Annotated in this window: 33 protein-coding genes, 1 pseudogene and 1 riboswitch; of the genes and pseudogenes, 5 read left to right on the top strand and 29 right to left on the bottom strand. The window is 50.0% G+C overall.

All coding sequences use genetic code 11. The annotated features are described in order from the left end of the window. Positions 1-20: 20 nt before the first annotated feature. From I2B62_RS01280 to I2B62_RS01245, 8 genes are all read right to left on the bottom strand, one after another. A complete protein-coding gene (locus tag I2B62_RS01280) occupies positions 21-1,382 on the bottom strand; it encodes a glycosyltransferase family 39 protein (protein ID WP_195267169.1) in 1,362 nt (453 codons plus the stop codon). Beyond that, complete coding sequence (locus tag I2B62_RS01275; protein WP_195267168.1) at positions 1,369-1,545, bottom strand: hypothetical protein; 177 nt, start codon at positions 1,543-1,545, stop codon at positions 1,369-1,371. Before I2B62_RS01275 ends, I2B62_RS01280 begins: the two co-directional genes overlap by 14 nt. A 15-nt stretch (positions 1,546-1,560) precedes the next feature. After that, positions 1,561-1,911, bottom strand: coding sequence for a multidrug ABC transporter (locus I2B62_RS01270; protein ID WP_347707780.1), 351 nt, complete (start codon positions 1,909-1,911; stop codon positions 1,561-1,563). After that, the gene (locus I2B62_RS01265) at positions 1,901-2,248 is read right to left on the bottom strand and encodes an EamA family transporter (RefSeq protein ID WP_195267167.1); all 348 of its coding nucleotides are present in this window, start codon (positions 2,246-2,248) and stop codon (positions 1,901-1,903) included. Before I2B62_RS01265 ends, I2B62_RS01270 begins: the two co-directional genes overlap by 11 nt. After that, complete coding sequence (locus tag I2B62_RS01260; protein ID WP_195267166.1) at positions 2,229-3,194, bottom strand: glycosyltransferase; 966 nt, start codon at positions 3,192-3,194, stop codon at positions 2,229-2,231. Before I2B62_RS01260 ends, I2B62_RS01265 begins: the two co-directional genes overlap by 20 nt. Beyond that, positions 3,184-4,314 carry an ATP-grasp domain-containing protein gene (locus tag I2B62_RS01255; RefSeq protein WP_195267165.1) on the bottom strand — a complete coding sequence of 377 codons (1,131 nt, stop codon included), beginning with the start codon at positions 4,312-4,314 and terminating at the stop codon, positions 3,184-3,186. Before I2B62_RS01255 ends, I2B62_RS01260 begins: the two co-directional genes overlap by 11 nt. A 20-nt stretch (positions 4,315-4,334) precedes the next feature. Then, the gene (rffA, locus tag I2B62_RS01250; RefSeq protein WP_195267164.1) at positions 4,335-5,465 is read right to left on the bottom strand and encodes a dTDP-4-amino-4,6-dideoxygalactose transaminase; all 1,131 of its coding nucleotides are present in this window, start codon (positions 5,463-5,465) and stop codon (positions 4,335-4,337) included. 116 nt (positions 5,466-5,581) lie between these two features. Further along, the gene (locus I2B62_RS01245) at positions 5,582-5,899 is read right to left on the bottom strand and encodes a carboxymuconolactone decarboxylase family protein (RefSeq protein ID WP_195267163.1); all 318 of its coding nucleotides are present in this window, start codon (positions 5,897-5,899) and stop codon (positions 5,582-5,584) included. 146 nt (positions 5,900-6,045) lie between these two features. On the opposite strand from I2B62_RS01245, the gene I2B62_RS01240 reads away from it, so the two are divergent. From I2B62_RS01240 to I2B62_RS01230, 3 genes are all read left to right on the top strand, one after another. Continuing rightward, positions 6,046-6,681 (top strand): ATP-binding cassette domain-containing protein, encoded by a 636-nt coding sequence (locus I2B62_RS01240; protein ID WP_195267162.1) that lies wholly within the window; start codon positions 6,046-6,048, stop codon positions 6,679-6,681. Further along, the gene (gene fetB / locus I2B62_RS01235) at positions 6,674-7,468 is read left to right on the top strand and encodes an iron export ABC transporter permease subunit FetB (protein WP_195267161.1); all 795 of its coding nucleotides are present in this window, start codon (positions 6,674-6,676) and stop codon (positions 7,466-7,468) included. Before I2B62_RS01240 ends, fetB begins: the two co-directional genes overlap by 8 nt. Before the next feature lie 190 nt (positions 7,469-7,658). Continuing rightward, on the top strand, positions 7,659-8,504 hold the full coding sequence (locus I2B62_RS01230) for a DegV family protein (RefSeq protein WP_195267160.1): 846 nt from the start codon (positions 7,659-7,661) through the stop codon (positions 8,502-8,504). A gap of 64 nt (positions 8,505-8,568) precedes the next feature. On the opposite strand, the gene I2B62_RS01225 is transcribed toward I2B62_RS01230, so the two are convergent. From I2B62_RS01225 to I2B62_RS01200, 6 genes are all read right to left on the bottom strand, one after another. Next, the gene (locus tag I2B62_RS01225) at positions 8,569-9,147 is read right to left on the bottom strand and encodes a TetR/AcrR family transcriptional regulator (RefSeq protein ID WP_195267159.1); all 579 of its coding nucleotides are present in this window, start codon (positions 9,145-9,147) and stop codon (positions 8,569-8,571) included. Between the two features lie 24 nt (positions 9,148-9,171). Further along, positions 9,172-10,683 (bottom strand): GntR family transcriptional regulator, encoded by a 1,512-nt coding sequence (locus I2B62_RS01220; RefSeq protein ID WP_195267158.1) that lies wholly within the window; start codon positions 10,681-10,683, stop codon positions 9,172-9,174. Positions 10,684-11,195: 512 nt separating this feature from the next. After that, entirely contained in the window at positions 11,196-11,714 is a 519-nt protein-coding gene (locus I2B62_RS01215; RefSeq protein ID WP_195267157.1) for a hypothetical protein, read from the bottom strand. Positions 11,715-11,867: 153 nt separating this feature from the next. Further along, on the bottom strand, positions 11,868-12,137 hold the full coding sequence (locus tag I2B62_RS01210; RefSeq protein ID WP_195267156.1) for a LysR family transcriptional regulator: 270 nt from the start codon (positions 12,135-12,137) through the stop codon (positions 11,868-11,870). A gap of 177 nt (positions 12,138-12,314) precedes the next feature. Continuing rightward, on the bottom strand, positions 12,315-12,758 hold the full coding sequence (locus I2B62_RS01205; RefSeq protein WP_195267155.1) for a hypothetical protein: 444 nt from the start codon (positions 12,756-12,758) through the stop codon (positions 12,315-12,317). 59 nt (positions 12,759-12,817) lie between these two features. Then, on the bottom strand, positions 12,818-13,171 hold the full coding sequence (locus I2B62_RS01200; RefSeq protein WP_195267154.1) for a hypothetical protein: 354 nt from the start codon (positions 13,169-13,171) through the stop codon (positions 12,818-12,820). Positions 13,172-13,327: 156 nt separating this feature from the next. Between I2B62_RS01200 and I2B62_RS01195 the strand changes: the two genes are divergently transcribed. Further along, the gene (locus I2B62_RS01195) at positions 13,328-13,987 is read left to right on the top strand and encodes a DUF1638 domain-containing protein (RefSeq protein ID WP_195267153.1); all 660 of its coding nucleotides are present in this window, start codon (positions 13,328-13,330) and stop codon (positions 13,985-13,987) included. An 89-nt stretch (positions 13,988-14,076) separates the two neighbouring features. Here I2B62_RS01195 and I2B62_RS01190 read toward each other — a convergent pair whose 3' ends face one another. From I2B62_RS01190 to I2B62_RS01160, 7 genes and pseudogenes are all read right to left on the bottom strand, one after another. Further along, a complete protein-coding gene (locus I2B62_RS01190) occupies positions 14,077-14,265 on the bottom strand; it encodes a ferredoxin (RefSeq protein ID WP_195267152.1) in 189 nt (62 codons plus the stop codon). Positions 14,266-14,372: 107 nt separating this feature from the next. Continuing rightward, positions 14,373-14,879 carry a flavin reductase gene (locus I2B62_RS01185; protein WP_195267151.1) on the bottom strand — a complete coding sequence of 169 codons (507 nt, stop codon included), beginning with the start codon at positions 14,877-14,879 and terminating at the stop codon, positions 14,373-14,375. A gap of 213 nt (positions 14,880-15,092) precedes the next feature. Further along, positions 15,093-15,550: pseudogene (gene tnpA, locus I2B62_RS01180) on the bottom strand (IS200/IS605 family transposase). A 187-nt stretch (positions 15,551-15,737) separates the two neighbouring features. Beyond that, positions 15,738-15,938 (bottom strand): cold-shock protein, encoded by a 201-nt coding sequence (locus I2B62_RS01175; protein WP_195267150.1) that lies wholly within the window; start codon positions 15,936-15,938, stop codon positions 15,738-15,740. Between the two features lie 258 nt (positions 15,939-16,196). After that, positions 16,197-16,946, bottom strand: coding sequence for a tetratricopeptide repeat protein (locus tag I2B62_RS01170; RefSeq protein WP_195267149.1), 750 nt, complete (start codon positions 16,944-16,946; stop codon positions 16,197-16,199). Further along, on the bottom strand, positions 16,947-17,240 hold the full coding sequence (locus I2B62_RS01165; protein ID WP_195267148.1) for a lipoyl domain-containing protein: 294 nt from the start codon (positions 17,238-17,240) through the stop codon (positions 16,947-16,949). A gap of 9 nt (positions 17,241-17,249) precedes the next feature. Continuing rightward, complete coding sequence (locus I2B62_RS01160) at positions 17,250-17,828, bottom strand: DUF5714 domain-containing protein (protein WP_195267147.1); 579 nt, start codon at positions 17,826-17,828, stop codon at positions 17,250-17,252. A gap of 223 nt (positions 17,829-18,051) precedes the next feature. Here I2B62_RS01160 and I2B62_RS01155 point away from each other — a divergent pair, with 223 nt between their 5' ends. Continuing rightward, positions 18,052-18,264, top strand: a complete 213-nt coding sequence (locus tag I2B62_RS01155) for a hypothetical protein (protein ID WP_195267146.1) — start codon at positions 18,052-18,054, stop codon at positions 18,262-18,264. 108 nt (positions 18,265-18,372) lie between these two features. Here the strand turns inward: I2B62_RS01155 and I2B62_RS01150 are convergent, their stop codons facing one another. From I2B62_RS01150 to I2B62_RS01115, 8 genes are all read right to left on the bottom strand, one after another. Beyond that, positions 18,373-19,815 carry a sodium:alanine symporter family protein gene (locus I2B62_RS01150; RefSeq protein WP_195267145.1) on the bottom strand — a complete coding sequence of 481 codons (1,443 nt, stop codon included), beginning with the start codon at positions 19,813-19,815 and terminating at the stop codon, positions 18,373-18,375. A 44-nt stretch (positions 19,816-19,859) separates the two neighbouring features. Further along, a riboswitch (glycine riboswitch) is annotated at positions 19,860-19,952 on the bottom strand. A gap of 148 nt (positions 19,953-20,100) precedes the next feature. Next, positions 20,101-20,364 (bottom strand): hypothetical protein, encoded by a 264-nt coding sequence (locus I2B62_RS01145; RefSeq protein ID WP_195267144.1) that lies wholly within the window; start codon positions 20,362-20,364, stop codon positions 20,101-20,103. A 13-nt stretch (positions 20,365-20,377) separates the two neighbouring features. Continuing rightward, entirely contained in the window at positions 20,378-21,598 is a 1,221-nt protein-coding gene (locus I2B62_RS01140; RefSeq protein ID WP_195267143.1) for a DUF1887 family CARF protein, read from the bottom strand. Next, complete coding sequence (locus I2B62_RS01135; protein ID WP_195267142.1) at positions 21,582-22,100, bottom strand: O-acetyl-ADP-ribose deacetylase; 519 nt, start codon at positions 22,098-22,100, stop codon at positions 21,582-21,584. The genes I2B62_RS01140 and I2B62_RS01135 overlap by 17 nt, the downstream gene beginning before the upstream one ends. Before the next feature lie 12 nt (positions 22,101-22,112). Beyond that, the gene (locus tag I2B62_RS01130; RefSeq protein WP_195267141.1) at positions 22,113-22,814 is read right to left on the bottom strand and encodes a metallophosphoesterase; all 702 of its coding nucleotides are present in this window, start codon (positions 22,812-22,814) and stop codon (positions 22,113-22,115) included. A 14-nt stretch (positions 22,815-22,828) separates the two neighbouring features. After that, positions 22,829-23,419 carry a hypothetical protein gene (locus tag I2B62_RS01125; protein WP_195267140.1) on the bottom strand — a complete coding sequence of 197 codons (591 nt, stop codon included), beginning with the start codon at positions 23,417-23,419 and terminating at the stop codon, positions 22,829-22,831. A gap of 236 nt (positions 23,420-23,655) precedes the next feature. Further along, positions 23,656-23,964 (bottom strand): phage antirepressor KilAC domain-containing protein, encoded by a 309-nt coding sequence (locus I2B62_RS01120; protein WP_195267139.1) that lies wholly within the window; start codon positions 23,962-23,964, stop codon positions 23,656-23,658. A 20-nt stretch (positions 23,965-23,984) separates the two neighbouring features. Then, entirely contained in the window at positions 23,985-24,179 is a 195-nt protein-coding gene (locus I2B62_RS01115) for a BRO family protein (protein ID WP_195267138.1), read from the bottom strand. Positions 24,180-24,190: the final 11 nt, after the last annotated feature.

The following is a 24,190-nucleotide window of genomic DNA, read 5'->3' as shown; positions in this document are numbered from 1 at the left end:
ATTTGTAAAGCCGCGGCCGGCTATGAGAGCACTGCGGCCGCCAGATTGCCGCAGAGGGCATAAAACACGACCAGCCCCTCGGCGAAAATGGCCAGCAGGGTTACCGGGATGGCCAGCCCCCTTGCTTTCAGGGTATTCTCTACCCACACCAGCCCCTTTGCCAGAAAGTACATCAGCGGTATAAGCGCGGTGATCACATAGCGCCCCTGGGGCTGGTAGTCCGACGCGTAGGAATACCAGATGCTCAAACCAATGGGCAACAGAATCGCCAGGACCAGCGTGGCGGTCCACAAATGGCCGCGCGGACCTTCCGTTTTCCGCGCTTCCTTAAACCACCAGAGCAGAAAACCAATGCCCGCCACGCCAAATATTCCGGTCAAAACCACATAGGCAATTTTTGACATGGGGATGCTCATAAAACCAAAGTTGCCCAGAAAGCTGATATAGGTCACAAAGACCCAAGGCGGGCTCAGCTTATCCATATTCTGGTAAGGCGTAAACAGCATTTGCAGAACCGAGTAGCCTGAGCTCATGGGCGTCACATGCTGCGAAGGCTTATAGGCTGGCTGCGCCAGCTGTTCTGCCAGAGTCGCGCTTGTCCGCATACCCAAAAAGTCACCGTCGTGCAGCAGGGCGCTTCGCACAAACCACCAGCCTGCCAGCAGGGCGCAGATCCCGATGATGACCAGCCCCATGCCCAGAAACTTTTTGAGCGGCCTTTTTTTGCGGTTTATCAGATAATCGCCCGCATACAGCACCACGCTGCACAGAATAAAGCCATAGGCATTGTAGTAGGACAGAAAACACAGCGAGAGGCCGATTCCCAAAACCACACAGCTTTTTAAATCCCAGTGGCGCTTCATGCCCAATATCCAGGAATAAAAAATGAGCGCTGTGGAAAACAACGCCAGCGTGTCATTATTGACATAGGCGGAAATAAAAACAAACTGCGGCAGAAGGCAGATCAGCACTGCGAAAAGATAGACGCCCTTTCCATGAAAGCACTTTCTTCCAATGGCCAGCACCAGCACCACCGTGCCTGTGGCAATGAGCGTGTTGGCAAAACGAGCCGCAAGATAGAGCTGATCCTCCGCCATGCCAAAGAGCGCTCCCGCGTGCATAAACACCGCTGCGATCTGGTAGGCAAAAATCGGCTGGTAGGCGTAGGACTGCCCCCAGAGAGGATTGACAATTTCCGGCTCATTGCCGAGAGGCAGCACCCCATTTTTAAAAATAAAGTGGGCAATATCGTACCGCATATCCTCATCCGGCGCGTTGTTATAGGGGATCAGCTGCGACCAGGCAAAATAGAAAAAGAAGCAGAACAGAACAAAGAAAACTTCCCGCCGGTAGGTTTTGAAAAAGGCTTTAGTCTGCGTCATGATCCTGCCCCCTTCCGAATACCAGGCTGCACCAGAACGCCAGAAAAGCCGCAGTGGCAAGCACCAGCGCCCCATTCAGCACAGCGTTTCCTGTTTTGAACAAAAAAGGGATCACAATATAGAGCAGCAGCAAAACCAGCAATGCCGTCAATATTTTTTTCATCGGTTACCTCCTAGCTTAAAACAGCGCAAAAACCATAATGCCCACGATGATCAGCACATTGCCCAGGATCTTTCTCCGGCTGAGCTTTTCCTTTAAAATAAGTGTCCCCAGAACCGCCACATAGATATAGCCCGTTGCCTCGAGCACCGGCCCCAGTGACAGCGGCACTCCTTTATAGGCGAAAGTAGTCAGCAGCGTGGACGCCAGAAAGATGGTATAGGCGGTGATGACCATGGGGTTCAGGTATTCTCTGATAATGCTCGCGTACTTAACCTCCGCGCTTTTTTTCAGGATAATCTGGGAAATGGAGGAGATGAATACAGAAACCAGAAATAAAATGGTATAAAAAAGCATATTATTCATCATCACTCACCACCAGATAAATGCCCGCGATAATGATGACAGACCCGACCACCATGGAAACCCGGAGCGTCTCGCCAAAAAAGAGCATGCCCCAGACAATGCCCCAGATAATCACCACCGCTTTGTTGGCAAAGGCCACTGTCAGCGGCATCCGCTTAAGCACCTGCTGCCACAGCAGCGCGTAAACTGCCAGAATCACCAGCACAAGGCCATAATAAATAAAAAAACGCGGCGAAAGAAATTCCTGGGCCGCAGCCGCCTTTGAGCACACAGAGGAAAAGGAGTAGACCAGCAGGAGCGCATGGAGAAAGACAAAATCCTTAACGTGTATCTTTTCCATTTTTTTCATCCTTGATATTTAATGTATTGCGCACCACATACTGCGGCGCGTTGTTCTGGCTGATGTAAATCCGGCCGATATACTCGCCCACAAGCCCCAGCATCACCATGATCATACCGCCCAGAAAAACAGTGGCGGCCATCAGCGATGCCCAGCCCGTGACCTCGCTGGGCTCAACAAACTGCATAACGATTGTGTAGACGCCGTAGACAAAGCCAACCAGCGCAATCAAAAAACCCAGAACCGTGGCAATTCGGAGAGGCTTGACCGAAAAGGCGGTAAAACCATCCAGCCAGAGGGAAAACAGCTTGCCGATGGTATAGCCGGATTCGCCCGCCTCCCTTTCCTTATGGGGGATCTCTACCACGCTCACCCGCTTGGTAACGCGCATGAGCAGCCCGTCGATATAGGGAAAGGGCTTATCGTACCGCAGCACCTCATCAATGACAAAACGCCTGGCGCAAAAATAACTGGTAAAAACCAAATGTCTGGGCTTGCCGATCAGAGCATCTGCCATCATATCGTTGACCTTGGAGCCGAAATTCCGGAATGCGCTGTGCTTTTTTTCAGGATACTTGGCGTAAATCACATCGTCACCCTCGTGCACCTGGTCCACCAGCTTATAAAATTCTCGGGGATCGGTCTGGCCGTCATCATCCAGGTTGATGATCAGGTCGCCGGTCACATAGTGGTAGCCCGCCATAATGGCAGAGGCCTGCCCAAAGTTCCGGGCCAGGTTTACCACCCGCACCCTTGGGTTTGTATCTGCCAGACGCATTAACACCTCATAGGTGTTGTCCGGCGAGCAGTCATTGACCAGAATGATCTCATAATCGTAGCCGGGCCGCTGTCGGACCGTTTCGTCGATCTCACGCACCACGCACGCGATGGTGTCCTCGGACCGGTAGCAGGGAATGACAAAGGACAGTTTTTCGTTAATCGGCATCGGCGTACATCCTCTCCTTTTCAAAAATATAAAAACCATAACGGCTTGAGCTGTCTGTAATCTGATGGTTATCCAGCTTTTCCGGCAGGGAGGTGCACACAATCCGATGTCCTGCCGCGGTTTTCATGGCCTCGTAGTCGGCCAGATCCTCCGGTCCGAAAATAAAACGGATTTCGACCGGCGCGGGATCGTGGATAATTGAAAAATCCGGCACCCTGCCGCAGGCTATATCCACCACCATGCCCACAAAATCATAGCCGGTGGACAGCGGCACCAGATGTGAGCCAATACAGTCGCCACCCATACGGCCGCCAATCTCGACAATGCGGATAACACCGTTTTTCTGGATAATGATTTCTGAGTGGGACGCGCCAAATTTGATTTTGAGGGTATCCAGCGCTTTTTTGACAGTGGTGATGATCTGATTGCGCAGAGCGGGTGTGACCTCCGCCGGCTGCAGATGTCCCTTTTCGATAAAGTTGGGGGCGCCGGTGGTTCTTTTTTCGGTCAGCGCCAGAAACACATGCATCCCCTCATAGGAAATACATTCGACGCTGTACTCTCTGCCCTCCACAAATTCCTCGATCATCACCTTCTTCTCAAAGGAATCCTCCAGTGCTTTGTGGATGGCGGCCTCCAACGCGTCGGGCCGCTCAACCTTTGTGACCCCCCGGCTTCCGGACCGGTCTGTGGGCTTTACAATCAGCGGGTAGGCCAGCGCCACATCCTGCGGCCGGGTGGTTTCATCCCCTTCCATAAAGCAGGGAATCGGGTCATCCGCTTCCTTAAAGGCGCGGCGCATGGCATATTTGTTGGTGCTGAGCTGCGCCGAGGCCATGGTGTTTCCCCGAAGCCCCAGGGCTTCGGCCACATAGCTGACTGTCAGCGACGCCAGATCTGAGCCGATGGAGCAGATCCCTGAAATCCCCTCCGCCCTGCAGATTTCCAGAATTTCCTCTTTTTCCACAATACTGACCGGGTGGAAGACATCCGCGGTCTTTTCTCCAATGTCTCCCGCTTCCCAGGCAAAAACATGGGTTTCGTAGCCCTTTTCCTTTGCCTTCAGAATCAGCGGATTTTGAAACTCGCTGGCTCCGATTATCGCTATTTTCTCCTTCATTCTTACGGTCTCCTTCACATTCACACCCGATAAAAGTCTTCGACGGCTTCAATCACCCGGTTCTGGTCTTCTCTTGCCAGTCCGTAGTACATCGGCAGCCGCACAATCCGCTCGCTTTCTTTTGTGGTGTAGCGGTCCTCGCCGCTGAACCGGCCAACCTTCAGCCCCTCGGGTGCGGTATGCAGCGGGATATAATGAAAAATCGCCTGGACTCCGGCCTGCTTCATATGCGCCATGAGCGCAGTTCTCTCCTCAAGATCTTTTGCCTTGATATAAAACATATGGGCGTTATGCGTACATTCCTCTGGAATATAGGGCAGCTCGATCTGTTCTCTCCGGGCAAGGGGCTGGAGCGCGTCATAATAGTAGTCCCAGCTGGCCAGGCGGTCGTTGTTGATCGTATCGGCGTGTTCCAGCTGCGCCCACAGGTAGGCGGCGTTCATGTCGCTGGGAAGATAGGATGAGCCGTGGTTCACCCAGGTGTATTTGTCGATCTCACCCCGGAAAAAACGGCTTCGGTTGGTCCCCTTTTCCCGGATGATTTCAGCCTCTTCTTTATATTTCAGGTCATTGATCACAATGGCCCCGCCCTCTCCCATGCTGTAGTTTTTGGTCTCATGAAAGCTAAAGCAGCCAAAATCTCCCAGGGTGCCGAGGGCCTTTCCCTTGTAGGTGGACATCACACCCTGGGCGGCGTCCTCTACTACCTTAAGACCGTGGGCGGCTGCGATGCTGTTAATGGTATCCATCTCGCAGGAAACACCGGCGTAGTGCACCGGGACAATGGCGCGGGTCTTCGGGGTAACCGCGGCTTCGATCTGCTTTTCATCAATGTTCAGCGTATCGGGCCGGATATCCACAAAAACAATGCGCGCGCCCCTCAAAACAAAGGCGTCGGCGGTGGACACAAAGGTGTAGGCAGGCATGATGATCTCGTCGCCCGGCTGTATCTGTAAAAGCAGCGCGGCCATCTCAAGGGCATGGGTACAGGAGGTGGTCAGCAGTACTTCGGGCGCATTGCAGCTTTTTTCCAGCCAGGCCTTGCATCTGGCTGTAAAGGCGCCATCTCCGCTGATCTGCTGATTGTCGATTGCCTCCTTTATATATTTAAATTCATCCCCCATAAAGGGCGGTTTGTTAAATGTAATCATATTGTCGCCTCGTTCGTTTATTTCTCACGTTCCCTATTATACGTCATATAAAAAGACGGGTCAAATTCAACTCAAAAAAAGATCCGAAATTCAGATCTTTTTAACGTTTCCTTAAACTATTCTGTTTCCTGTTCATCATAGGCATTGAGCGCCACCTCCAGCGCATCCAGAACCGCCAGGCCTACCGCGGGCAGCCCAACCAGCACGGCGTCCCGGACTTCATCCCTGCTCGCGCCTGTCTGCTTTGCCATCATCACATGAAAGGCCAGCCCGCCGGTCATCTGGGCCGCGGCCAGAGCCGAAATATAGGCCAGCGCATGGGTCTTTTTGTCCAGCACGCTGCTTTCTGCCATTGTCTGCACAAGCTGCGAATAAGCCTTGCCCACCTCGCCCGATTCTTCCATAAACATCTGAAATCCTGTGGTTACCTTCATAATCAACGCTCCTTTTTAAATGATATAACTATTTTACGCCCGTTTTCTTTAGTTTGTCCTGTGTCTGAGATCCAGATATGCCCGTGCTTTTGGGCTACTCCCAACGCGCAAAATGTGCTAAAATAAAAATAAAAAGGAAAAAAGCTGTGTTTGAAATCTGCAACCTGAAATTTAAAGACATTCTGGACATCGAATCGCTGATCATCGACCGTCCCATCACCTGTATTATCGGCTCCTCGGGCAGCGGAAAAACCACGCTGCTCAAGCATTTGAACAAGCTTTACACACCGGACAGCGGGGCTGTTTTTTACAACGGCCGCGACCTGGCAGATGTCCCGGCTGTTTCTCTGCGCCGTGAGGTGGTCATGCTTGGCCAGACCCCGGTGATCTACAACGGCGATCTGGAAGAAAACCTGCAGGCCGGCCTCCGCTTTTCTGAGAAGCTCCCGGCGCCGAGAGACCGGCTGCTAAAAGCACTGGAGCGGGTCAAGCTGGACAAGCCGCTGGACGACCCCTGCATCAGCCTGTCCGGCGGCGAAAAGCAGCGGCTCTGCCTGGCCCGCGTCATGCTCATGGACGCGGAGATCTATCTGCTGGATGAGCCCTCCGCAGCGCTGGACAAGGAAACCGAGCACTTTATCATCACGAATCTGGCCGATTTTGTGCTGCGTGAAAAGAAAGCCCTGATCATGGTCACCCACTCAGAGGAGGTCTCCAGCCTTTACCCCGGGGGGATCGTCCGCATCGAAAACGGCCAGACAGGAGGCTACGCCCATGAATAACAGCACCGTTATGGATCTTTCCATCTTCAACCTCGCCATCGCCTATATTTTTGTACTGGTGCTGCTGGTCATCTTTAAGGCAAGGGACATCAAACGTGAAAAGATGATTCTTATCGCCACCACCCGCATGACGCTCCAGCTCACTGTGATGGGCTATATATTAATGTATGTTTTTGAAAATCCAAGCTGGTGGCTGACACTGCTGATGCTCTCTGTCATGGTCGGCTTTGCCATTTTTAACGCTTTAAAGCGTGTAAAAACACCCATGAACAAAAAACTCAAACAGCTCATTGCCCTGTCCATGACAGCCGGCTACGGCATCACTGCGATGATCTTCATGCTGGCAGTGCTGCATGTAACGCCCTGGTTCAATCCCCAGTACATTATTCCTATCTCAGGGATGATTGTCGGCAACGCCATGACCGGCATTGCCCTCGGCGCCAATAAGCTGTGCAGCGCCATGCTCGAAAGACACGACCAGATCGAAAGCGCGCTCATGCTGGGCGCTACCCCACGCGCCGCAACCAGAGACATTGTCAACGACGCCTTTGACAGCGCCATTCTGCCAACCATGAACAATATGCTGACCATGGGCATTGTCTCTCTGCCGGGCATGATGACCGGACAGATCCTCTCCGGCACCTTTCCCTTAACCGCCATCAAATACCAGATCGGCATTATGCTGGCCATTCTGGGCTGCACGGCCATCACGGTGGTCCTGTTTGTCACCCTGGGCTATAAAACCTTTTTCACCAAAGACGCCCAGTTCATTGACAGCCTCCGGTAGTCTCAGCCTTTTAAGCTTCAATATATTTTATCTGCCGCAGCGGCATCACCGCTGCGGCTTTTTACGCTGAAAAAATGAAAACTTTTGAAAACACCTTGACATTTAAGCATTCTCTGATAAAATTATAAATGCTATTAGTTTTAAGTTAAAGTTATTTTGAATTTCAAATGAAAACAGAGAGGAATTATCCATGTCTATAAAAATTATTACCGATTCAACTTCCGATATTTCACAGGAGGAGGCCAGAAAGCTGGATGTCTCCATTGTCCCGCTCAAGGTTATCGTAGGCGATAACCAATACGATGAAGGTGTGGACATCAGCATCGAGGAATTTTATCCGATTCTCGAAAGCTCCAAGGCCCTGCCGACCACCTCCCAGCCTACCCCTACCCAGTTTCTCCCTTATTTTGAGGACGCTAAAAAGGCCGGCGACGATGTCATTGTGCTGCTGCTGTCCAGCAAAATCAGCGGAACAGTCCAAAGCGCGACGCTGGCCAAAAACATGGCCGAATACGACCGCATTCACATCATTGACACCCTAAACGCCAGCATGGGCCTGCGCCTGCTGGTCGAATACGCTGTCAACATGCGGGCTGAGGGGAAAACGGCCGGGGAGATTGTCTCTGTGCTCGACGAAGCCCGCCACCGCCTGGTCCTGCTGGCCATGGTCGACACCCTGGAATATCTGCAGAAGGGCGGCCGTCTGGGCAGGGGAGCGGCCACAATGGGCTCGCTGCTGCGGATCAAACCCATTGTCACCCTGAACCAGGGCGGCCTCGAGATGCTGGCCAAGGCCCGGGGCTTAAAAAACGGCAATAAGATTCTCTCCGAGCAGATCGCCAAGGCCCAGGGACTGGACCCCAATGTGCCGGTTTATCTCGGCTATACCCGGGACAAGGAGCAGGTCATGGACTTTAAAACCCAGGCCATCCGCGACCACCACCTGGACAAAATCGAAATGCACCCGGTCGGCTGTGTCATCGGAACCCATACCGGCCCCGGCGCGGTCATTCTCGTCTTTTTAAAGGCAAAATAACCCTGTAAAGCGAAAACACCCGGCAGAACCTCAACTTTTGGTTCTGCCGGGTGTTTTTTATGGGTTAACTGGCTAAAATCGGTCTCAAGAGCAAGCCGAACTGTTCCTCGATCCGGGGCCCCGGAAAGTTTAAAAGCGGCAGGGACAGCTGCATGCTGTTGATAAAAAGGGCCAGATGCCGGGCAAACGCCGCGGTGTCGGGCAGAACAAACTCGCCCTTTTTAACCCCGTACTCTAAAATTTCACGCAGCATTTCGGAAATGCCGTCAAACTGCCACTGGAAGATCACACGGTCATCGGGATTTTCCAGAAAGAACTCATAGGCGGCGTTGGACAAGGTGGTGCACTCTTGCTCGAAGGCACATTTCTGCCGCTTCATGTAGGAAAACAGAATATCCCTGGCGGACATTTCCTCCCAGATGGCCACCTCCACGCGCTCCAGCTCCTCCCTGGCGTCACGCTGGAACAGCGCGAGAAAAATCTCACGGGTCGATCCGTAATAACGGTAAAGCCCACCCCGGCTGATGTCGCAGGCCTCCACAATGTCTTTCATGGTCACGGCGGCAAAGCCTTTCCGGATAAAAACATCCCGTGCCCTGTCTAAAATGTAATTCCGTTTCATATCAGCCTTCAGTGTACTCATAAACCCTCCAAAACGACATACGTGTCACTTTTTATTATAAGTTTTATCGCTGCGTTCGTCAAGCAGGGCAGGAGTAGTTTTTTGTCCTTTACAGGTGATAACCCGGTCCACCACAATGCCCTTTCTGCGGCAGTAGTCCACCGTGACCTCGTATTGTATGCGGATAACCTCGTACAGGCTTTGCTCCAGAGCTTCCGCATCCTCTTCAAGATACGCGTTGAGCGCCCGCTCATAGCTCTCCATAATGGCGCTGACCCTGTGGCTGTAATCATAATCCGCGGTCTGCCTGTAATGGCTGCCCTTTAGCATGATGTTCTCAAGCTGCATATAAATGTGCCGCAGCGTGGGCGACTCCATCTGAAGAATCATCTCATTAAACAGAGGGATCGGCGAGTGGTAGGTTACGGTTTTCAGCCGGCTCTCTTCCTGGCCGTCCCTGTTTTTTTGTTTTCCCTTCAGTGCCTCGCGGACAAAGGTTTTATGGGTGAGCAGCAGTGCGGCCCGGGCGTCCAGCAGGGTTTTCAGATCATCTAACATCTGTTGCACCGGTATTTTTTCCTGCTCGATTCTGACAGCATCTCTTTTGATGACCACTGCCTTTTTCCCCTGTGACCGCTCAACTATCCCGGTTTCCTCCAGAACGCAGAGCGCGCTTCTGGCCGTTTTGACCGAAACCTGGAATTCTTCCCGGATCGCATTGAGGGATGGAATCGAGTCCCCGAGCTGATATTCGCCGATTTCAATGCGTTTCAGGATCACATTGACAATGGAATCTGTGAGATTATGGCGCTCGCTGCTGATAAACCAGTAAAAAGGCACCTGCTCCTCTGCGCCCAGCTTATCATTATAGCTTTGGGAATACGCCACAAACGCGCTGTCTCCAAACACCTCACCCAGCCCCTGCTGCAGCTTATCCCGGTCGCCCTCCTCCATTCCCTGAAAAAAGAGGCTCAGGTATGGTAATGACCATTCCTTAAAATCCACCAGCATTTTTTCCTCAAAAATAATGGAAAAAATCCCGGTAAACTGGATCATCTGCTGATAAAGCTCTTTGACAAGCGGGTTTTTCTGCGTTTCCAGAAGCTCGATCCAAAAGCGGCTGAAGCAGATGACAATATTTCTTCCCCGGGCCTCCCGGTAATCCTCGTAGAGCTGCTTGAACCGCGTGATATTTTCCGGGCCGCCGTTCAGCGCCGCATCAATCATAATATCTGAAAAAAACAACGATGTGGCCCGCATGACATCCACAATGGAACCGACACGCTTCGACATAAAGCTCCAGTAAAACTGTGAATTATCATCATGCTGCATATCAAAAGTGACAACAGTCCCCTTTCCCTGAGAGGTAATGACCATGTTATTTAAGGCCAGCATCTGGATGGCTGTCCGAATGGTAATCTCAGCGACATTATACGCTTCGGCCAGCTGCTTTCTGGACGGCAGAACATCGCCTTTTTTTAACTTTCCTGTCATGATTCTAAGCAGCAGGTTTTCATACACATAGGTCGCCAAATTTGGGGCGGCTAATTCACTCATATTCTGTCCTCCGGTTCCAGACTGCGTACATTCAATAGCCTTGATTATACCATAATCATTCTAAAAAGCCTATACTATTAAAAATATTATTTACACCCCATCCCGCAGGCAATAAAAAAACTCCCCCAAAGCAGAACACACAGCTACGATACCCCCGTTTATTTGTGCTTTTCCTGTTTTGTTGGAGTTAAAAAACACAAGTCTCGCTCATGTTTTTGGCAGATCGTCTGTCAGCATCCCTGCGGGCACGGCCTTGCGTAATAACAGCCCTGTACCCGGTCACACTGATGTTGTCTTAATAAGGTTTCCTCTTCCCGGCGCTCTGATGCAGCGTCTTTTATCCTTATAATCCAAGCAGATATATTATACCGGATTTTCTTTTGCAGTGCAATCTTAAAATAAAAAATCATATCACCATTTATGCGGTGATATGATTCTTCAGATTAAATCGTATCATTACTGAATTTATTTCGGGGCAAAATCCCAAAAATTCAATGCTGTTGATTCCGATTTTAATAATATGTCTGATATTCAACCGAGGGCTTGTTTCTTAATACAAAGACAAAGAAAGGCTCTGTAACCGGGAATATTATACTTAAAATCAGAAATACCAGCGCCTGATTGGAAGTGCCGTAGAGACGGTATAGTCTGTAATGCGCCGCAAAAGCATAGATGGTATAGGCAACCCCATAAAGGTATCCGATAATGGGAATAAAGGCGATGGCCGGTACCAGAATAAAGCCGATGGGCAGTAAAACATGGGCGTTTGTAATTTTGGCGCTGCCGAAATAGACGCGGCGGTCAATGAGCATCCCCAGCAGATAAAGCTGGGCGATGGGTATCCACGCTGTCCAGGCGTGGGTTAATCCCCTGTTTTTTGCCATCCGGTAATAGGCGTACGCTAAAAGCAGGTACAGCGCAATACCGATCAAAGCTGAAATAATGGCCACAACGCCGGCCGCAGCGCCGAAAAGCGCGGTCATAAAAGTATTTAAAGTATTATTTGCACTATAATAATCGAGTGATTCCATTTTTAACCTCCTGTGTAAGTCTTAAGAATAATATACCCTGATCTTTCCATGGAAATCATGCACACTGTCATACCGCCCCGCCGCAAAACAAAAAAGAACAGCGAGCGCTGTTCTTGTCTTTAAATATTTTATCGATCGCTTTTCAGGCTACCCCTATTCCTCTCCGTCCATATTCTGGATAAAACGGACACCGTCCTCTAAATGGGCAATGGCGATGGCGACATACTCTTCAAAAGCCTTCCCATAACTGGTCAGTACCACATTTCTGCCTTTTTTCCTGAACAGAGGAACGCCGAGCTCCTTCTCCAGTCCCGCAATCGCATAGCTCAAGCTTGGCTGACTGATGTTAAGCTCTTTGGCGGCCTTCGCATAATGTTCCAATCCAGCCAGAGTTTTAAAGTAATATAGATGATTAAGATTCATTTTTTCCGGCCTTTCAATAATTTCTTGAATGTATTGATACAATTATACAGAATTCTAGAGATAATGTCAAAAAAAGATATGAAAATAGAAACTTTTTCGAGTATTTCTTCCTTATTTTCAATAAAAATACCAGAGAATTTAGCTTTACGCATCTTTCTCTGGCTTAATGTGTTTAAATCAATCGTCCATTGCAAACTTGGTTTCCAGCTTTTCCTTTACTGCTTCAAGATCATCATCGGCTTTTTCAACATCCATTTTGGCGACCTTATAATCTCTTTCAGAAAGCTTCTGGTTCTGGTAGTCTGCCTCTATCTGGTTTTCATAATCATCAATTTTTTGATCCAGAGTGTTGATTTCCTGCACAATCTCGTTGAACTGCTGCGTTTTTTCATTCATGTCATTTTCAATGGGTACAATCGCATCCACTCTCTCTGAGATTTCCGAGGTTTTACGCTTAAATTCATCAATTGTGCTGTTGTTAGCGGCTTCCTGATCCATTTCCTGGGTTCTGCTGTTGGGATCTTCCGCGCTTTCGCCTGAGGGCTGTGTCATGCTGCAGCCAGCTCCCAGAAATAACAAGGTGATCAGAAGCAGCACTAAAACAAAGGATTTTCGTTTCATGGCTTTTCTCCTTTTCATTAATACTGTTTTTGATATACCCTGTTTCTTTCCAGTTTAAACTAGTTGAACATTTTAAAAATGTTCAGCATCACCGTATAGCTTTCCCCGGAGAGCTCATTGATCAAGGCTGAAACCGACGGACTTTCATATTGGGATGGATCATAAAAGTTAGCGGCAAACTGGACGAGAATGCTTTCCTCCCGGCCAAGCTCTCCGTCTAAGACCTTCGCAAAATCTATGGCTGAATCGTTCATACAGGGCTCTGTCTTAGCCATCAGCTCAGGGGTTGAACTGAAAATATAAGCGCTGACCAGGTATCCTGGCGCCTGGTATACTCTGCCATTGCGTCTTGCCATATCCTTAAATCTTGCTTTGTGAAAATTGTTTAAAAAATAACCGTCATTAAAATTCATCTCTGCCTCCTGAAGAAGTGTTTTTTTCATTATAGCACTGCCCGGTTCTCCTTAACAAGATACATTTTAGTTCATAAAGGACACACAAATGCCAAAATGTGTGTTATAATATATGGACTGTTAAATGTTTACATGCGAATAGGAGGCACTACACCAATGGGGCAGTTGTTAATTGCATGCGAAACCTTGAAGGATGAAATCCAAAAGGTAATGGATTTACATCAGCTGGAAATCCCTGTTCACTGGATGGGAAACTCACTCCATGCCGCTCCGGACCGCTTACGGGAAGCCCTGCAGGAAGTCCTCAACACCATCACGGACCTCGACCAGGTCCTGCTGGGTTACGGCAACTGCGGAAACGGCCTTGTAGGCATTTCGTGTCCCGGCGCCGCCATGGTGATTCCCCGTTTTGGCGACTGTATTGATATGCTCCTGAGCGGCAACCCAAAGCTGGATGAGATACGAAGCGATACCTATTTTCTGACAAGGGGCTGGCTCCGCGGCGAAAGTCCTGTGACAAAGGACCTGAGCTACCAACTTAAACGCTACGGAAAGGAGCAGTCAAAAAAAATCATGCAGGTACTCTTTAAAAACTATACCTACATGATGATGATCCAGACCGGCTCCTACGACATATCGGATGTCCAGGAGGAGCTCGACGCGTTCTCGGCCCTTACAGAGCTTGAGCTCATTGAGGGCGAGGGCAGCCTGACCATTCTGGAGCAGTTGCTGACAGGTCACTGGGCAGAGAATTTCTGCGTTATTCCGCCAGGGCAGCCGACAACGCTGGAGGACTTCAAAGCGCTTAACTTATGAAAAAAACTCCGGCGCCGGCAGCGGATGCCGGGCCGGAGGCTTGCGAACCCTCAGGAGACGACCGGTAAAATTTACCGGTCGTCTCCTGTTTATTCTACTGTGATCACTTCAACGGGACAGCCGTCCGCGGCTTCCTGAACACTGTCTTCCAGATTTTCCGGAATTTCTTCCATAATGACCTCGGCTACGCCGGAATCATTCATTTCAAAAACCTCAGGGCAGACCTGTGTACATAATCCGCAGCCAATGCAGCCACTTTCATCAATACTTACATTCATGACATTCAATCCTTTCTGAATCAATTCAACTGACAATTTATAATTACCCTTTTAAGGCCTTGTCAAACTGCTGCTCCAGAAAATTTCCTGTCTTTTGAGAAAACGCCTTATTTAATCAAGGCTTTCTCGATTTCACCCACATACAGGGTGTGGTAGTCCTTATCGGCGTACCACTTTTCATCGAGCTCCGGCCCGGCGGTAAAGCCTTCCGGACCCATCGGCAGCGCGTAGAGCTTTTTGCAGATCAGAGCGAGATTCCCTTCTTTAAAGTAAGGAGCCGTATCCGGCACCAGTGTCAACCCGCTTCTGGCGATCTTATCCTCATCCCGGCCCGAGACAGAGCCCAGATAGCCCAGCTCCTTTTTATAGCCTTCATCGAAGAAGGTCAGGGAAAAATGTTCTGAACTGTCCACAAATTCCCTGGTAAAGCGGCTTTCCCGGATGACGATAAAAGCGACATCCTTTCCCCACATAACTCCCAGGCCGCCCCAGCCGGCGGTCATAGTGTTGGCTTTCCCGGCCTTTTCGGCAGTAATCAGCATCCAGTCCTTCGCGATACGCTTAAAGGGGTTGAGGGATAAATCCCCGGTTGTTATTTCTTTATAATCAGACATTCTGTATCACTCCTTTATTAAAATTATTAACCATTATAAACCTTCCGGCTTAAAAAGTATACCCGTATCAAAAAATCATTAACCACCGGAAAATCCGGTGGTATGAACCGGCCCTGAAAGGGCATTTTGCTATGGTGCCCTTCCGGGCTCTGAAGATTTGACAGCCATAGCGCTTTTACAGGCGGCCCCTCAAAGGGGCTTTTTTCTATTTGCCTATTTCACCGATTCACCCGTAAACGGGTCTATATATTCTTTCATACTTATTTGATCACTCAATTTATCTTCCGATAATTGCTGCTGTATGTACTCTTTGATTCTCTTCTCATTTTTTCCCACTGTATCTACATAATATCCTCTCGCCCAAAATTTGCGGTTTCCATATTTGTATTTCAAATGCGCATGTCGATCAAAAATCATTAAGGTCGATTTGCTTTTTAAATATCCCATAAAGCTCGATATGCTGTATTTCGGTGGAATCTCCACTAACATATGAATATGATCCGGACATCAATGATTTCAATCCCTGGCTTCCTTTCAACCAATGTTCTCAATATTTGTCCAATATCTCTTCTTAACTTGTTATAGATTACCATTCGCCTATATTTCGGAATGATGATAATGTGATATTTGCATTGATATACCGTATGTGATAAACTGTTTTTGTCTTTCATAAAGACTTACCTCCTATCTGGATTTTAAGTATGGCTGCCAAACCTTACCTTATTTTCCACTTGATAGGAGGTTTTTTGAACCCTCGCTTTAAGCTTTTCCGGACCACTTGCATAGCAAGTGGTTTTCTTTATAATAAAAACAGCCGGAGCGGCAAACGCCGCCCGGCTGTTTTCGGCTTAATTAAAATTAAGCAACACTAACGTTTTTAGCCTGTAAGCCTCTTGGACCTTCTTCTGTATCAAAGGTAACTTCCTGACCTTCATTTAAAGTTTTGAAGCCATCGCCAACGATCGCAGAGAAATGTACGAATACATCGTCGCCATCTTCTCTAGAGATAAATCCAAAACCTTTTTCACTGTTAAACCATTTTACTGTACCTTTATTCATTTTACGGTACCTCCTAAATTAAAACTTCATTCCAGGAACATATAAATAAAAAAACACATATTTTTGTAAATCATTTCGAAAAGTAAAACCAAAATGACTTGCAAAAATATGTGAAATCAATTGATACTTCCTTGAATACGAGACTTATTATATACTCTTTTACGCTTTCTGTCAATCCCCAAAGCAAAACTTTTTCTTTTAAGCTTTTTTGAATAAAAAGCTGCTGCTCAGAAGGACCTCCGGTAGCAGCCATTAACGTCAGGAATACTGTACCACCGAGCGTGTGCCGGCAATGGCGGTATCGAGCAGGGCGCGGGCCTGGGCCAGGTCCTCCCTGACCCCTGGAAAAGAAAGATGAGCGAAAGCATCTCCCCTGAGCAGAAACTGGTAACAGCCATATTCCGCTGCCTGCAGCCATTTCAGGGCACGCAGCACATCCTTTTCCATGCCTTCACCCTTTAAGGCGCAGTGCCCCAGCCGGGCCGCGATATTTGGATACTCTGGACAGTCCTCATCAATCTGTCCGATGGCCCTGCGGTACCAGTACACTGCCTTTTCAAAACGCTGTTCCACATATTTGCCGTGGTAGTACATATCGCCGATTTTGTACATGCCGCAGTGATTGCCAAGGGCGGCGGCACGTCCGAAATAAGTCCAGGCCTTTTCATAATCCACCTCAACCTCACGGCCATAATAGTAGCAATACCCCAGGTTGTTAATGCCCCAGACATCGCCGGCCTCCGCGGCTCTTTCATACCATTGCCGCGCTTTGGTATAATCCTGTTCGATATTGACACCCTCGTAATACATGGCGCCGATCACGGCCATGGCGTGTCCGTTTCCCTGCTCTGCCAGCGTGTGGTACCAGGACCAGATACGGCCAAAGTCCGCCTCGCTCAGCATCTGCTTATTGGTTTTGTAAAAATAATAATCCGCTGCCTGTTCCATGGCCTCCGCATCGCCGGCTTCGGCCAGGCCTGTCAGCAGCTCCAGGGTTTCCTGCTCCATTTAGTCCTCACTTTCAATATAGCCCAGAGGTGTGTTCACCCCCGCCTTTTGTCCTTCCGCCACACAGATCTCACAGAGAATGCCGTCCGCTGGCGCGGTCACAGCAATGCTCTGCTTTTCAATCTCACCCTCTGCCACCAGCTCTCCCTGGGACACCAGCGCGCCGACTGTTTTCTGCCAATAGATCACAGCCTTTTTATAGGTCATAAGCACCGGCTCTTTTTTACATTCGCAGACATTTTCATCCTTGATAACCGGCGCTGCCCGGTGATCGATTAAAATCGGAAGCTTCATCACCACACCTCACATCTGGAAAAAGGGACAGGCCTTCCCTTTACAGTCCTCGTTCATATCGCTGAAGGTACACACAATTTCCCGGGGCGCCTCAAGGGTAATGTCCAGTGTCTGCTTCAAAAAGGACACAGCGTACTGCAGCGCCAGAAAGCAGTTGCGCTTGCAGCAGCGGGGGCCGTCGATTTCAGCAATCTTCATCAGGCTGCCGGCTGTAATCCGGTTGGTCATGGCCCAGGTTTCCACCGAGTGAGGTGTGGTCCCGGTCAAAACACTCATAAAAATCCCCAGCCCCACAGCCGCGCCGCAATCACCATACAGGCCACAAAAACCCTTGAGCACATTGAGCGCCCGGCTTCTGGCTTCTTCCAGAGAATCCCGCAGGGCCTGCTCGGGCTCATTCTGGAGCCGATACACCGCGGTCAGCATAACCGCCGGTACCAGATAATGGTGGTAAGGGTAGTGCATGGGAAATTCCGGATGCTTCATGATCCGAACAGCCTGCGCCACCGGTACCACCGGTGTTTCTTCTCTGTAAGCATTAATACATTCCTCCGTAATATAGGTATAACCATCAAAACACATTTCCATTTTCTCACTCCTCAATATTAGACTAAATCCAGTGTTATTTCTATTATAATGAGTCTACCCTGGCGCGTCAAGTGGACTTTTAATAAAGTCTTAAGCCTTGACGCGCTACACCAGTAAAATTTCATACAATAAAATAAAATTTTGGACATCGTGTTGATTGTAGCTCAATATGGGTATAGAATATACCATATAAAAAACACTACAGGCAAAGGAGATGCTAACCATGAGTAATGAAAAAGAACGCAACGATGAAATTATGTTTGGTGCAGATGTAAAGGATGATCCGGCAAGAACAGGTGAAAAGACCAAAGAACAGGAACGCGATGACGAGGTATTCTTCGGCGCTAAAGTGAACGAAAAGGAAGATAAGCCACTTTCCGGTGAAGAACAGGAACGCGCAGACGAAGTTCAATTTGGCGCAAAAGTGAAAAAATAAACAGAAAAAATCCCGGAGCTTAAGGTTCCGGGATTTTTTTATATACAGGTTTCCCGCAGTCTCTTGCCAGACTGCGGGAAATGTCAAAAGAGGGAATGAAGATCCTTTTTATATTTCTTCCGGGTCTGGACGGAGCCCCATAGGGTTTAACGCCTCCGCCCGGTTAAAATAAGCTCTGGTTTCCGCGACCACCACGCCGCTGAGGGCAATGATGGCAATCAGATTCGGCAGCGCCATCAGTGCGTTAAAAATATCTGCGATGGTCCAGACCGCCGAAACCGTCATAAACGGACCGATGAAAACAGCCAGAATATACAGCCAGCGATAGGTGGTCACCGCCGCACTTCTTCCATTGGACAGATATTCCAGACAGCGTTCGCCATAATAGTTCCACCCCAGAATCGTGGTGAAGGCAAAGAACACCAGACAGGCCATCAGCAGAAAGGAGCTGACCTGCGGCGCAAAGGGCAGGCCGGTCTGAAAGGCGTGGGTCGTAACCGCTACACCCTCAAGGCCGATATTCCAGGCCCCGGTGATCACAATACTGAGCCCCGTCATGGTACAGATGATAATCGTATCGATGAAGGTCCCTGTCATGGAAACCAGACCCTGACGGGCAGGCTCCTTAGTCTGGGCGGCTGCCGCCGCGATGGGGGCGCTGCCCAGGCCTGCTTCGTTTGAGAATATGCCTCTCGCAATCCCCTTCTGCATGGCCACGATGATCGCGCCGATGGCGCCGCCTGTAACCGCGCGGATACCAAAGGCGCTCTGAATGATTTCGAGCAGAGCGGCCGGAATGGCTTTAAAGTTCATGATCAGAATCAAAAGACAGCACAGAAAATAGGCAACCGCCATAAAAGGGACAATAATTTCAGAAACCCGTGCAATACGTTTGATCCCGCCGATCACCACCAGCCCCACACAAAGGGTTAAAATCAAGCCGCTGATCACCACCGTCCAGGAGTAGTCCGAGCCAAAAAGGCTGACCGTCCAGGCGTTATTGGGATCAAAAAAGCCGTTGACCGCAGAGGCAATTCCATTGACCTGCGTGAAGGTGCCAATACCTAAAAGACCGACTCCCGCGCCAAAGAAAGCGAAAATCTTGCCCAGCCAGCGCCATTTCACCCCCATACCGCGCTCGATGTAATAAAAGGGGCCGCCCAGCACATGGCCGTCCTGCTCAATGACACGGTACTTAATGGCCAAAACGCCCTCGGCGTATTTGGTGGCCATACCAAAGAATGCAGCGATCCACATCCAGAACAGCGCGCCCGGGCCGCCGGCGACAAGGGCTGTTGCCACGCCCACGATGTTGCCCGTACCGATGGTGGCCGACAAAGCCGTACACAAGGCGCCAAAGCTGGTAACCTCGCCGGTGCCGCCCTCTTCATTTTTAACCATGAATTTAAGTGCCTTCGGCAGATGGCGGATCTGTAAAATATGCAGACGGCAGGTCAGGTAGATGCCGACTGCCAGAATTAAGACAATGAGCGGAATTCCCCAAACCTTATCGTCCACCCATACTAGAAAATCAGTGAATTGTTGAAACATTTTTGTTCCTCCTTCTTGATGTCGTTGGAGTTGAACAAAAGCAAAATAACTGCTCTGTCCTTTTGCCTGAGAGATATCCCTGAAACAGGGGGTACACCTTCGGCGCTCTTATAAAGAGACTCTCCAGAGTTTTGTTGCATCTTAAGCCTTTCTTAAGGCAACGTATAAAAGTGTACCACATCTTAAAGCAAAAGACAATAGTCTTTTCAAGAGAGACAGAAATAAAAATACCTGAAATAAAAACAGCAGATCCGGCACAGGGTATGTACCAAAATCTGCTGTCCGCTATTTTTTAAATTTCACCACCATCTGAGGCCAGACCGGAACCGGTGTGAGAACAACGCCAAGCTCCTCCCTTACCCTTGTGGTAAACTGGAAGGCCAGCACATCCGGATTGACGCACCGTGCATTGGCAGCGTAGTGTGTGGTGCTCTCCGCAATGTCCTTTATCCGCCTGTATTCGCCGTATTCCAGGTTTTCTTCTGTCTCATAGACATATTGCTGTCCCTTGACACCAACGACCAGGAGCGGCTTTTTCTGTTCATCCATTTTTAATTTCCTCCTATTCTGGGAAATGATAGCGGCCCTGCGCGATCTTAAGCAGATCGCTGCCGAGATTTCCCTTTTTAATGGTATTAATATCCAGAATCACGATTCCCATCTCCCGCGCCCGGATATAAAGGCTGTGATTAACATTCAGACAATTGTCCGCAGTAACAAGGACAGCCTGGGCCATATCACCGCCGAAACGCTCACACAAGGTTTTAATCTCATATAAATCGTAGGGCGAACGCTTGGTAATGCTGGTTTTACAGGAAATAAACAGGGCCTTGATGCCCTTCATCAAAATCACATCAATTTCATTCTGCGGGTAATGCTCCCGATTCTCATAGTCCCATCCAATGACAGCGCTCATGACCAGATCGTCAAAGCCGCCGGTTTCCGCGGCGCTCAGGTAGGTACAGAGCTCCAGCCAGACGCCCTGATTGGTGAGAAGCCGTCTGATTTTCGTGCTTTCAAACCGAAAGCTGATGCGCCAGCTGTCTACGGCCAGATCGTGAATAGCGCCCGCCTTCTGCAAAGCGTAAAACACATCCAGATTTTTAAACTGCCGCAGCAGCATATTAACCCGGTCGTCCCGCTTCTCACTAACCTCCAGGCATTCGTAAGCCCGCTCCTCCTCAGCCGCGTTGCGGCATACATACTGGAACCAGACGCTGACATGGGGCCATTCCTCCAGAAACCGCAGAAACACCTGGCAGATCCGGCCGATACAGGCCTCCTGAGCCGCATCGCCCAGATCTGGATAATAATGGTCGGTGCGTTCCAGACGCGCGCCGTAAGCCAGCAGCAGATCGCTGATGCCAAGCTTCGGCAGCGCCAGAGGCTCCCGCCGTTCCCCTTCACCTGTGATCCAGATCAGCTCCTGACGATCCATATCCTTATACAGCTGCGGAACACCGCGCAGGGCGCAGAAATGCCCCACCAAAGCCAGCAGCAGATCCGGGCCGCCGGAAATCTCAAAGACACAGTCTGCGTGCTCCCAGGTGATCTGTTCAAGCATCCGCACCACCCGGTTGCCGTCCTTTAAATCCGTCTCGATAAACCTCAGCTCAGCCTCAATGCCTTTTCGCCGCAGCAGCCGCTCAATAAGGCTTTGTACCCGGTCTGTAAGGCTGCCCTTCAGGCCAATAAACACCAGGGCTTCGGGCTTAAAGATCAGCGACGCCAGAATATTTTTGACCGGATGGGCCGGATCATAAAGCTCAATTAAGGTTTTCATAAGCCTTTTCATAAGCCGCCAGAGTGCGCTCGTCAAACAGGACAAACAACACGCGGTCAAAGCTGCCGGCATGGGCGTCCCAAAAATCCTGGACAGTTTTCAGGGCAATGGCTGCCGCCTGATCCACCGGATAATGGTACACCCCGGTCGAAACTGACGGAAAGGCCACTGAGCGGGCGCCAGCTTCCAGAGCCCGTGTCATGGAATTCTGATAGCAGTCCTTCAAAAGCGCTGCCTCGTGCTGACCGCCGCCATGCCACACTGGCCCGACCGTATGGATAACATATTTGCAGGGCAGACGGTAGGCAGCCGTTGTTTTCGCGCCGCCGGTGGGACATCCCTTCAAGGTCCGGCACTCCGCTAAAAGCTCCGGCCCCGCAGCCCGGTGGATGGCGCCGTCCACACCCCCGCCGCCCAGCAGCGAGCTGTTGGCCGCGTTGACAATAGCGTCCACACCGTGGTCCTTTGTAATATCCCCCAGTAAAAGTTCAATGTTTCCCATCCTTATCCTCCTCTACTTCCATTTTACATAAAATTCCTCAAGGGTTTCCAGGCACACAGCGCCCAGAGTCCCGTTAAACACACACCCGCAGTCAATGGCCAGATGTCCGTTTCCCCAAAAGACCCGGTCAGGCTCGGCAAAGCTGGACGTAGGCGTATGCCCTGTCACCAGCACTGCCTCTTCAAAATAGACCCGGCTGTAATCTGGCCGCTCCCACACCAGCTCGTCGATGGTATAGTCGCTGAGAGCCTTTTTCTCGGAAAAGTGGCCAAGCCCGGCGTGGACCATAAAAAAGATCTGCCCGCCGGCCTCCACTGTCTCATACTGTTTAAAGCCCTCCAGGTATCCCAGCACTCGCCGCTGCTGTTCGCAGGGCAGTCTCAGATACTGATGGAGTGTTGTCTTCCCACCGTTCATCATCCATAAATGATAGTTGGCAAACCCTTCCGTGTCCAGAACCGCGTAAAAATCCCGCTCGGTCATACCGGGCTCCAGCTGGCTCAAAACACTGTAGGCCATGTACTCATGGTTGCCCAGAAGCGGCACCACATTGGGCGACTCAAGCATCTCCAGCAAAATGCCTATCGGGTCTGGACCCCGGTCCATCACATCTCCCAGGATATAAAGCGTATCCTCCTGTCCAAAGTCTATACGCTCCAGCATAGCCGTATAAGCCGCCCCGCAGCCGTGCAGATCACTCATCACGTAACGCATTGGCACCTCCTGTTTTATTCCTGTTTGATCAAATCCTCCCAGTTCACCTCATAGGGCGAATCGTACGACGGATTGCGCACAAAGGAAAAGGAAGCCTCGTCATAATAAAAATAGTTGGTATCGCAGATAATATCATCCCGGATCTTCTGCATTTTATCCGAATAATCCCGGGCGCTTTTGAGCCGCCCCTCCTTGAACTTGAGCAGATAGACATCCTTGTAGGCATAGTGCTTCTGCACGCCTGTGGATTCATAAAAATCCTCCACCAGATCCCGGCCGATAAACATACCGCCGCTGTAGGCCGCCGGGATATTGATGCCACGGTAAACCTTAAAAAGACTCAGAAAAAAATCCTGGCGGTTGGCCTCCGGAGCCACGCCCCTGATTTCCGGATAATCCCCCAGGGTGGTGATGTACAGGTTTCTCAGGCAAAGCCGGCCCTCGCGCAGACCGTACTGTCCATAAAAGCCTCTGGCGCAGGCTGGGCAGAAGGATATTGGAAAGGCGCCGTAATCCGAAGGATCAAACACCAGCGTGTTCTCCAGGGCTGTGATATTATACGCTTCATTTTTAAAAATATACTGATCTGTAAATTGAACTGTCATTTTTTATTCCTTTCCGTAACGGAAATTTCCTCTTGATTCCCCATCATTTTATGAAAAAAGGCAGACCTGAATAAAACCTCAGCCCTGCCCTCTATCGTTTTTCATTATACCCCAACGCCTTTAAAAAATCAACGCAGCTAAAGGTTTATACCTCAAAGCTTGGCCATCCGTTCAGGCTGTCTTTTTACGCAGGGCGGTCAAAGCCCGTTTGTAGGCTTTCGTCACTGCCGCGGGGCTCACCCCCTTTTGGGCCGCCAGATTTTTAAAGCTTCCCTTCTCCTCGTACCGCCAACGAAAAATCTCCTGCTGGCCTTGTTCCAGCTGCCCTTCTGACATCTGAGCACTCCAGATCTCCGCAGTTTCTCAAAGGGCCGGATGTGTCCCGTATCATTCCCATTCTGCCAGAGCAGCTTGGCCATATCTCCCATGGAGATGGACCCCTGTGAGGCGGTAATGCTGTCCGCAAACAAAAGCTTTGGTCTGGCCCGGCCAAGGGTTTCCCTTAAAACAAGCACCTCCTCCTGCAGCTGCCGGCTTTTGTCCATTTCCTCCGCCAATGCCTGAATCAGGCTGGCTTCAGGGTCCTCTGCTGTATCCCTTTTAAGGTTTCCGGCGCCATATAGGCCCTATATTTTAAAATAGAGGGGACTACCATACCCGTTACCCAGCTGCGAAACCGCTTCGCCTCGATTGTCCTGCTGCCAAGAATCAGAGCGATGAGCCCCTGCAGGTTCAGCACGGTGGTCATCTTCAACCACAAAAACGCATATT

The organism is Eubacterium sp. 1001713B170207_170306_E7 (genome assembly GCF_015547515.1).
GTDB lineage: Bacteria > Bacillota > Clostridia > Eubacteriales > Eubacteriaceae > Eubacterium.
Note: the sequence above shows the minus strand (reverse complement) of the source record. Positions and strands in the feature narration are given on the sequence as shown.

Excerpts from the sequence above, each read along its gene's own strand:
- I2B62_RS01280 (WP_195267169.1), bottom strand. The coding sequence starts at position 1,382 with ATGACGCAGACTAAAGCCTTTTTCAAAACCTACCGGCGGGAAGTTTTC.
- I2B62_RS01275 (WP_195267168.1), bottom strand. The coding sequence starts at position 1,545 with ATGAAAAAAATATTGACGGCATTGCTGGTTTTGCTGCTGCTCTATATT.
- I2B62_RS01270 (WP_347707780.1), bottom strand. The coding sequence starts at position 1,911 with ATGATGAATAATATGCTTTTTTATACCATTTTATTTCTGGTTTCTGTA.
- I2B62_RS01265 (WP_195267167.1), bottom strand. The coding sequence starts at position 2,248 with ATGGAAAAGATACACGTTAAGGATTTTGTCTTTCTCCATGCGCTCCTG.
- I2B62_RS01260 (WP_195267166.1), bottom strand. The coding sequence starts at position 3,194 with ATGCCGATTAACGAAAAACTGTCCTTTGTCATTCCCTGCTACCGGTCC.
- I2B62_RS01255 (WP_195267165.1), bottom strand. The coding sequence starts at position 4,314 with ATGAAGGAGAAAATAGCGATAATCGGAGCCAGCGAGTTTCAAAATCCG.
- rffA (WP_195267164.1), bottom strand. The coding sequence starts at position 5,465 with ATGATTACATTTAACAAACCGCCCTTTATGGGGGATGAATTTAAATAT.
- I2B62_RS01245 (WP_195267163.1), bottom strand. The coding sequence starts at position 5,899 with ATGAAGGTAACCACAGGATTTCAGATGTTTATGGAAGAATCGGGCGAG.
- fetB (WP_195267161.1), top strand. The coding sequence starts at position 6,674 with ATGAATAACAGCACCGTTATGGATCTTTCCATCTTCAACCTCGCCATC.
- I2B62_RS01230 (WP_195267160.1), top strand. The coding sequence starts at position 7,659 with ATGTCTATAAAAATTATTACCGATTCAACTTCCGATATTTCACAGGAG.
- I2B62_RS01225 (WP_195267159.1), bottom strand. The coding sequence starts at position 9,147 with ATGAGTACACTGAAGGCTGATATGAAACGGAATTACATTTTAGACAGG.
- I2B62_RS01220 (WP_195267158.1), bottom strand. The coding sequence starts at position 10,683 with ATGAGTGAATTAGCCGCCCCAAATTTGGCGACCTATGTGTATGAAAAC.
- I2B62_RS01215 (WP_195267157.1), bottom strand. The coding sequence starts at position 11,714 with ATGGAATCACTCGATTATTATAGTGCAAATAATACTTTAAATACTTTT.
- I2B62_RS01210 (WP_195267156.1), bottom strand. The coding sequence starts at position 12,137 with ATGAATCTTAATCATCTATATTACTTTAAAACTCTGGCTGGATTGGAA.
- I2B62_RS01205 (WP_195267155.1), bottom strand. The coding sequence starts at position 12,758 with ATGAAACGAAAATCCTTTGTTTTAGTGCTGCTTCTGATCACCTTGTTA.
- I2B62_RS01200 (WP_195267154.1), bottom strand. The coding sequence starts at position 13,171 with ATGAATTTTAATGACGGTTATTTTTTAAACAATTTTCACAAAGCAAGA.
- I2B62_RS01195 (WP_195267153.1), top strand. The coding sequence starts at position 13,328 with ATGGGGCAGTTGTTAATTGCATGCGAAACCTTGAAGGATGAAATCCAA.
- I2B62_RS01190 (WP_195267152.1), bottom strand. The coding sequence starts at position 14,265 with ATGAATGTAAGTATTGATGAAAGTGGCTGCATTGGCTGCGGATTATGT.
- I2B62_RS01185 (WP_195267151.1), bottom strand. The coding sequence starts at position 14,879 with ATGTCTGATTATAAAGAAATAACAACCGGGGATTTATCCCTCAACCCC.
- I2B62_RS01175 (WP_195267150.1), bottom strand. The coding sequence starts at position 15,938 with ATGAATAAAGGTACAGTAAAATGGTTTAACAGTGAAAAAGGTTTTGGA.
- I2B62_RS01170 (WP_195267149.1), bottom strand. The coding sequence starts at position 16,946 with ATGGAGCAGGAAACCCTGGAGCTGCTGACAGGCCTGGCCGAAGCCGGC.
- I2B62_RS01165 (WP_195267148.1), bottom strand. The coding sequence starts at position 17,240 with ATGAAGCTTCCGATTTTAATCGATCACCGGGCAGCGCCGGTTATCAAG.
- I2B62_RS01160 (WP_195267147.1), bottom strand. The coding sequence starts at position 17,828 with ATGGAAATGTGTTTTGATGGTTATACCTATATTACGGAGGAATGTATT.
- I2B62_RS01155 (WP_195267146.1), top strand. The coding sequence starts at position 18,052 with ATGAGTAATGAAAAAGAACGCAACGATGAAATTATGTTTGGTGCAGAT.
- I2B62_RS01150 (WP_195267145.1), bottom strand. The coding sequence starts at position 19,815 with ATGTTTCAACAATTCACTGATTTTCTAGTATGGGTGGACGATAAGGTT.
- I2B62_RS01145 (WP_195267144.1), bottom strand. The coding sequence starts at position 20,364 with ATGGATGAACAGAAAAAGCCGCTCCTGGTCGTTGGTGTCAAGGGACAG.
- I2B62_RS01140 (WP_195267143.1), bottom strand. The coding sequence starts at position 21,598 with ATGAAAACCTTAATTGAGCTTTATGATCCGGCCCATCCGGTCAAAAAT.
- I2B62_RS01135 (WP_195267142.1), bottom strand. The coding sequence starts at position 22,100 with ATGGGAAACATTGAACTTTTACTGGGGGATATTACAAAGGACCACGGT.
- I2B62_RS01130 (WP_195267141.1), bottom strand. The coding sequence starts at position 22,814 with ATGCGTTACGTGATGAGTGATCTGCACGGCTGCGGGGCGGCTTATACG.
- I2B62_RS01125 (WP_195267140.1), bottom strand. The coding sequence starts at position 23,419 with ATGACAGTTCAATTTACAGATCAGTATATTTTTAAAAATGAAGCGTAT.
- I2B62_RS01120 (WP_195267139.1), bottom strand. The coding sequence starts at position 23,964 with ATGGACAAAAGCCGGCAGCTGCAGGAGGAGGTGCTTGTTTTAAGGGAA.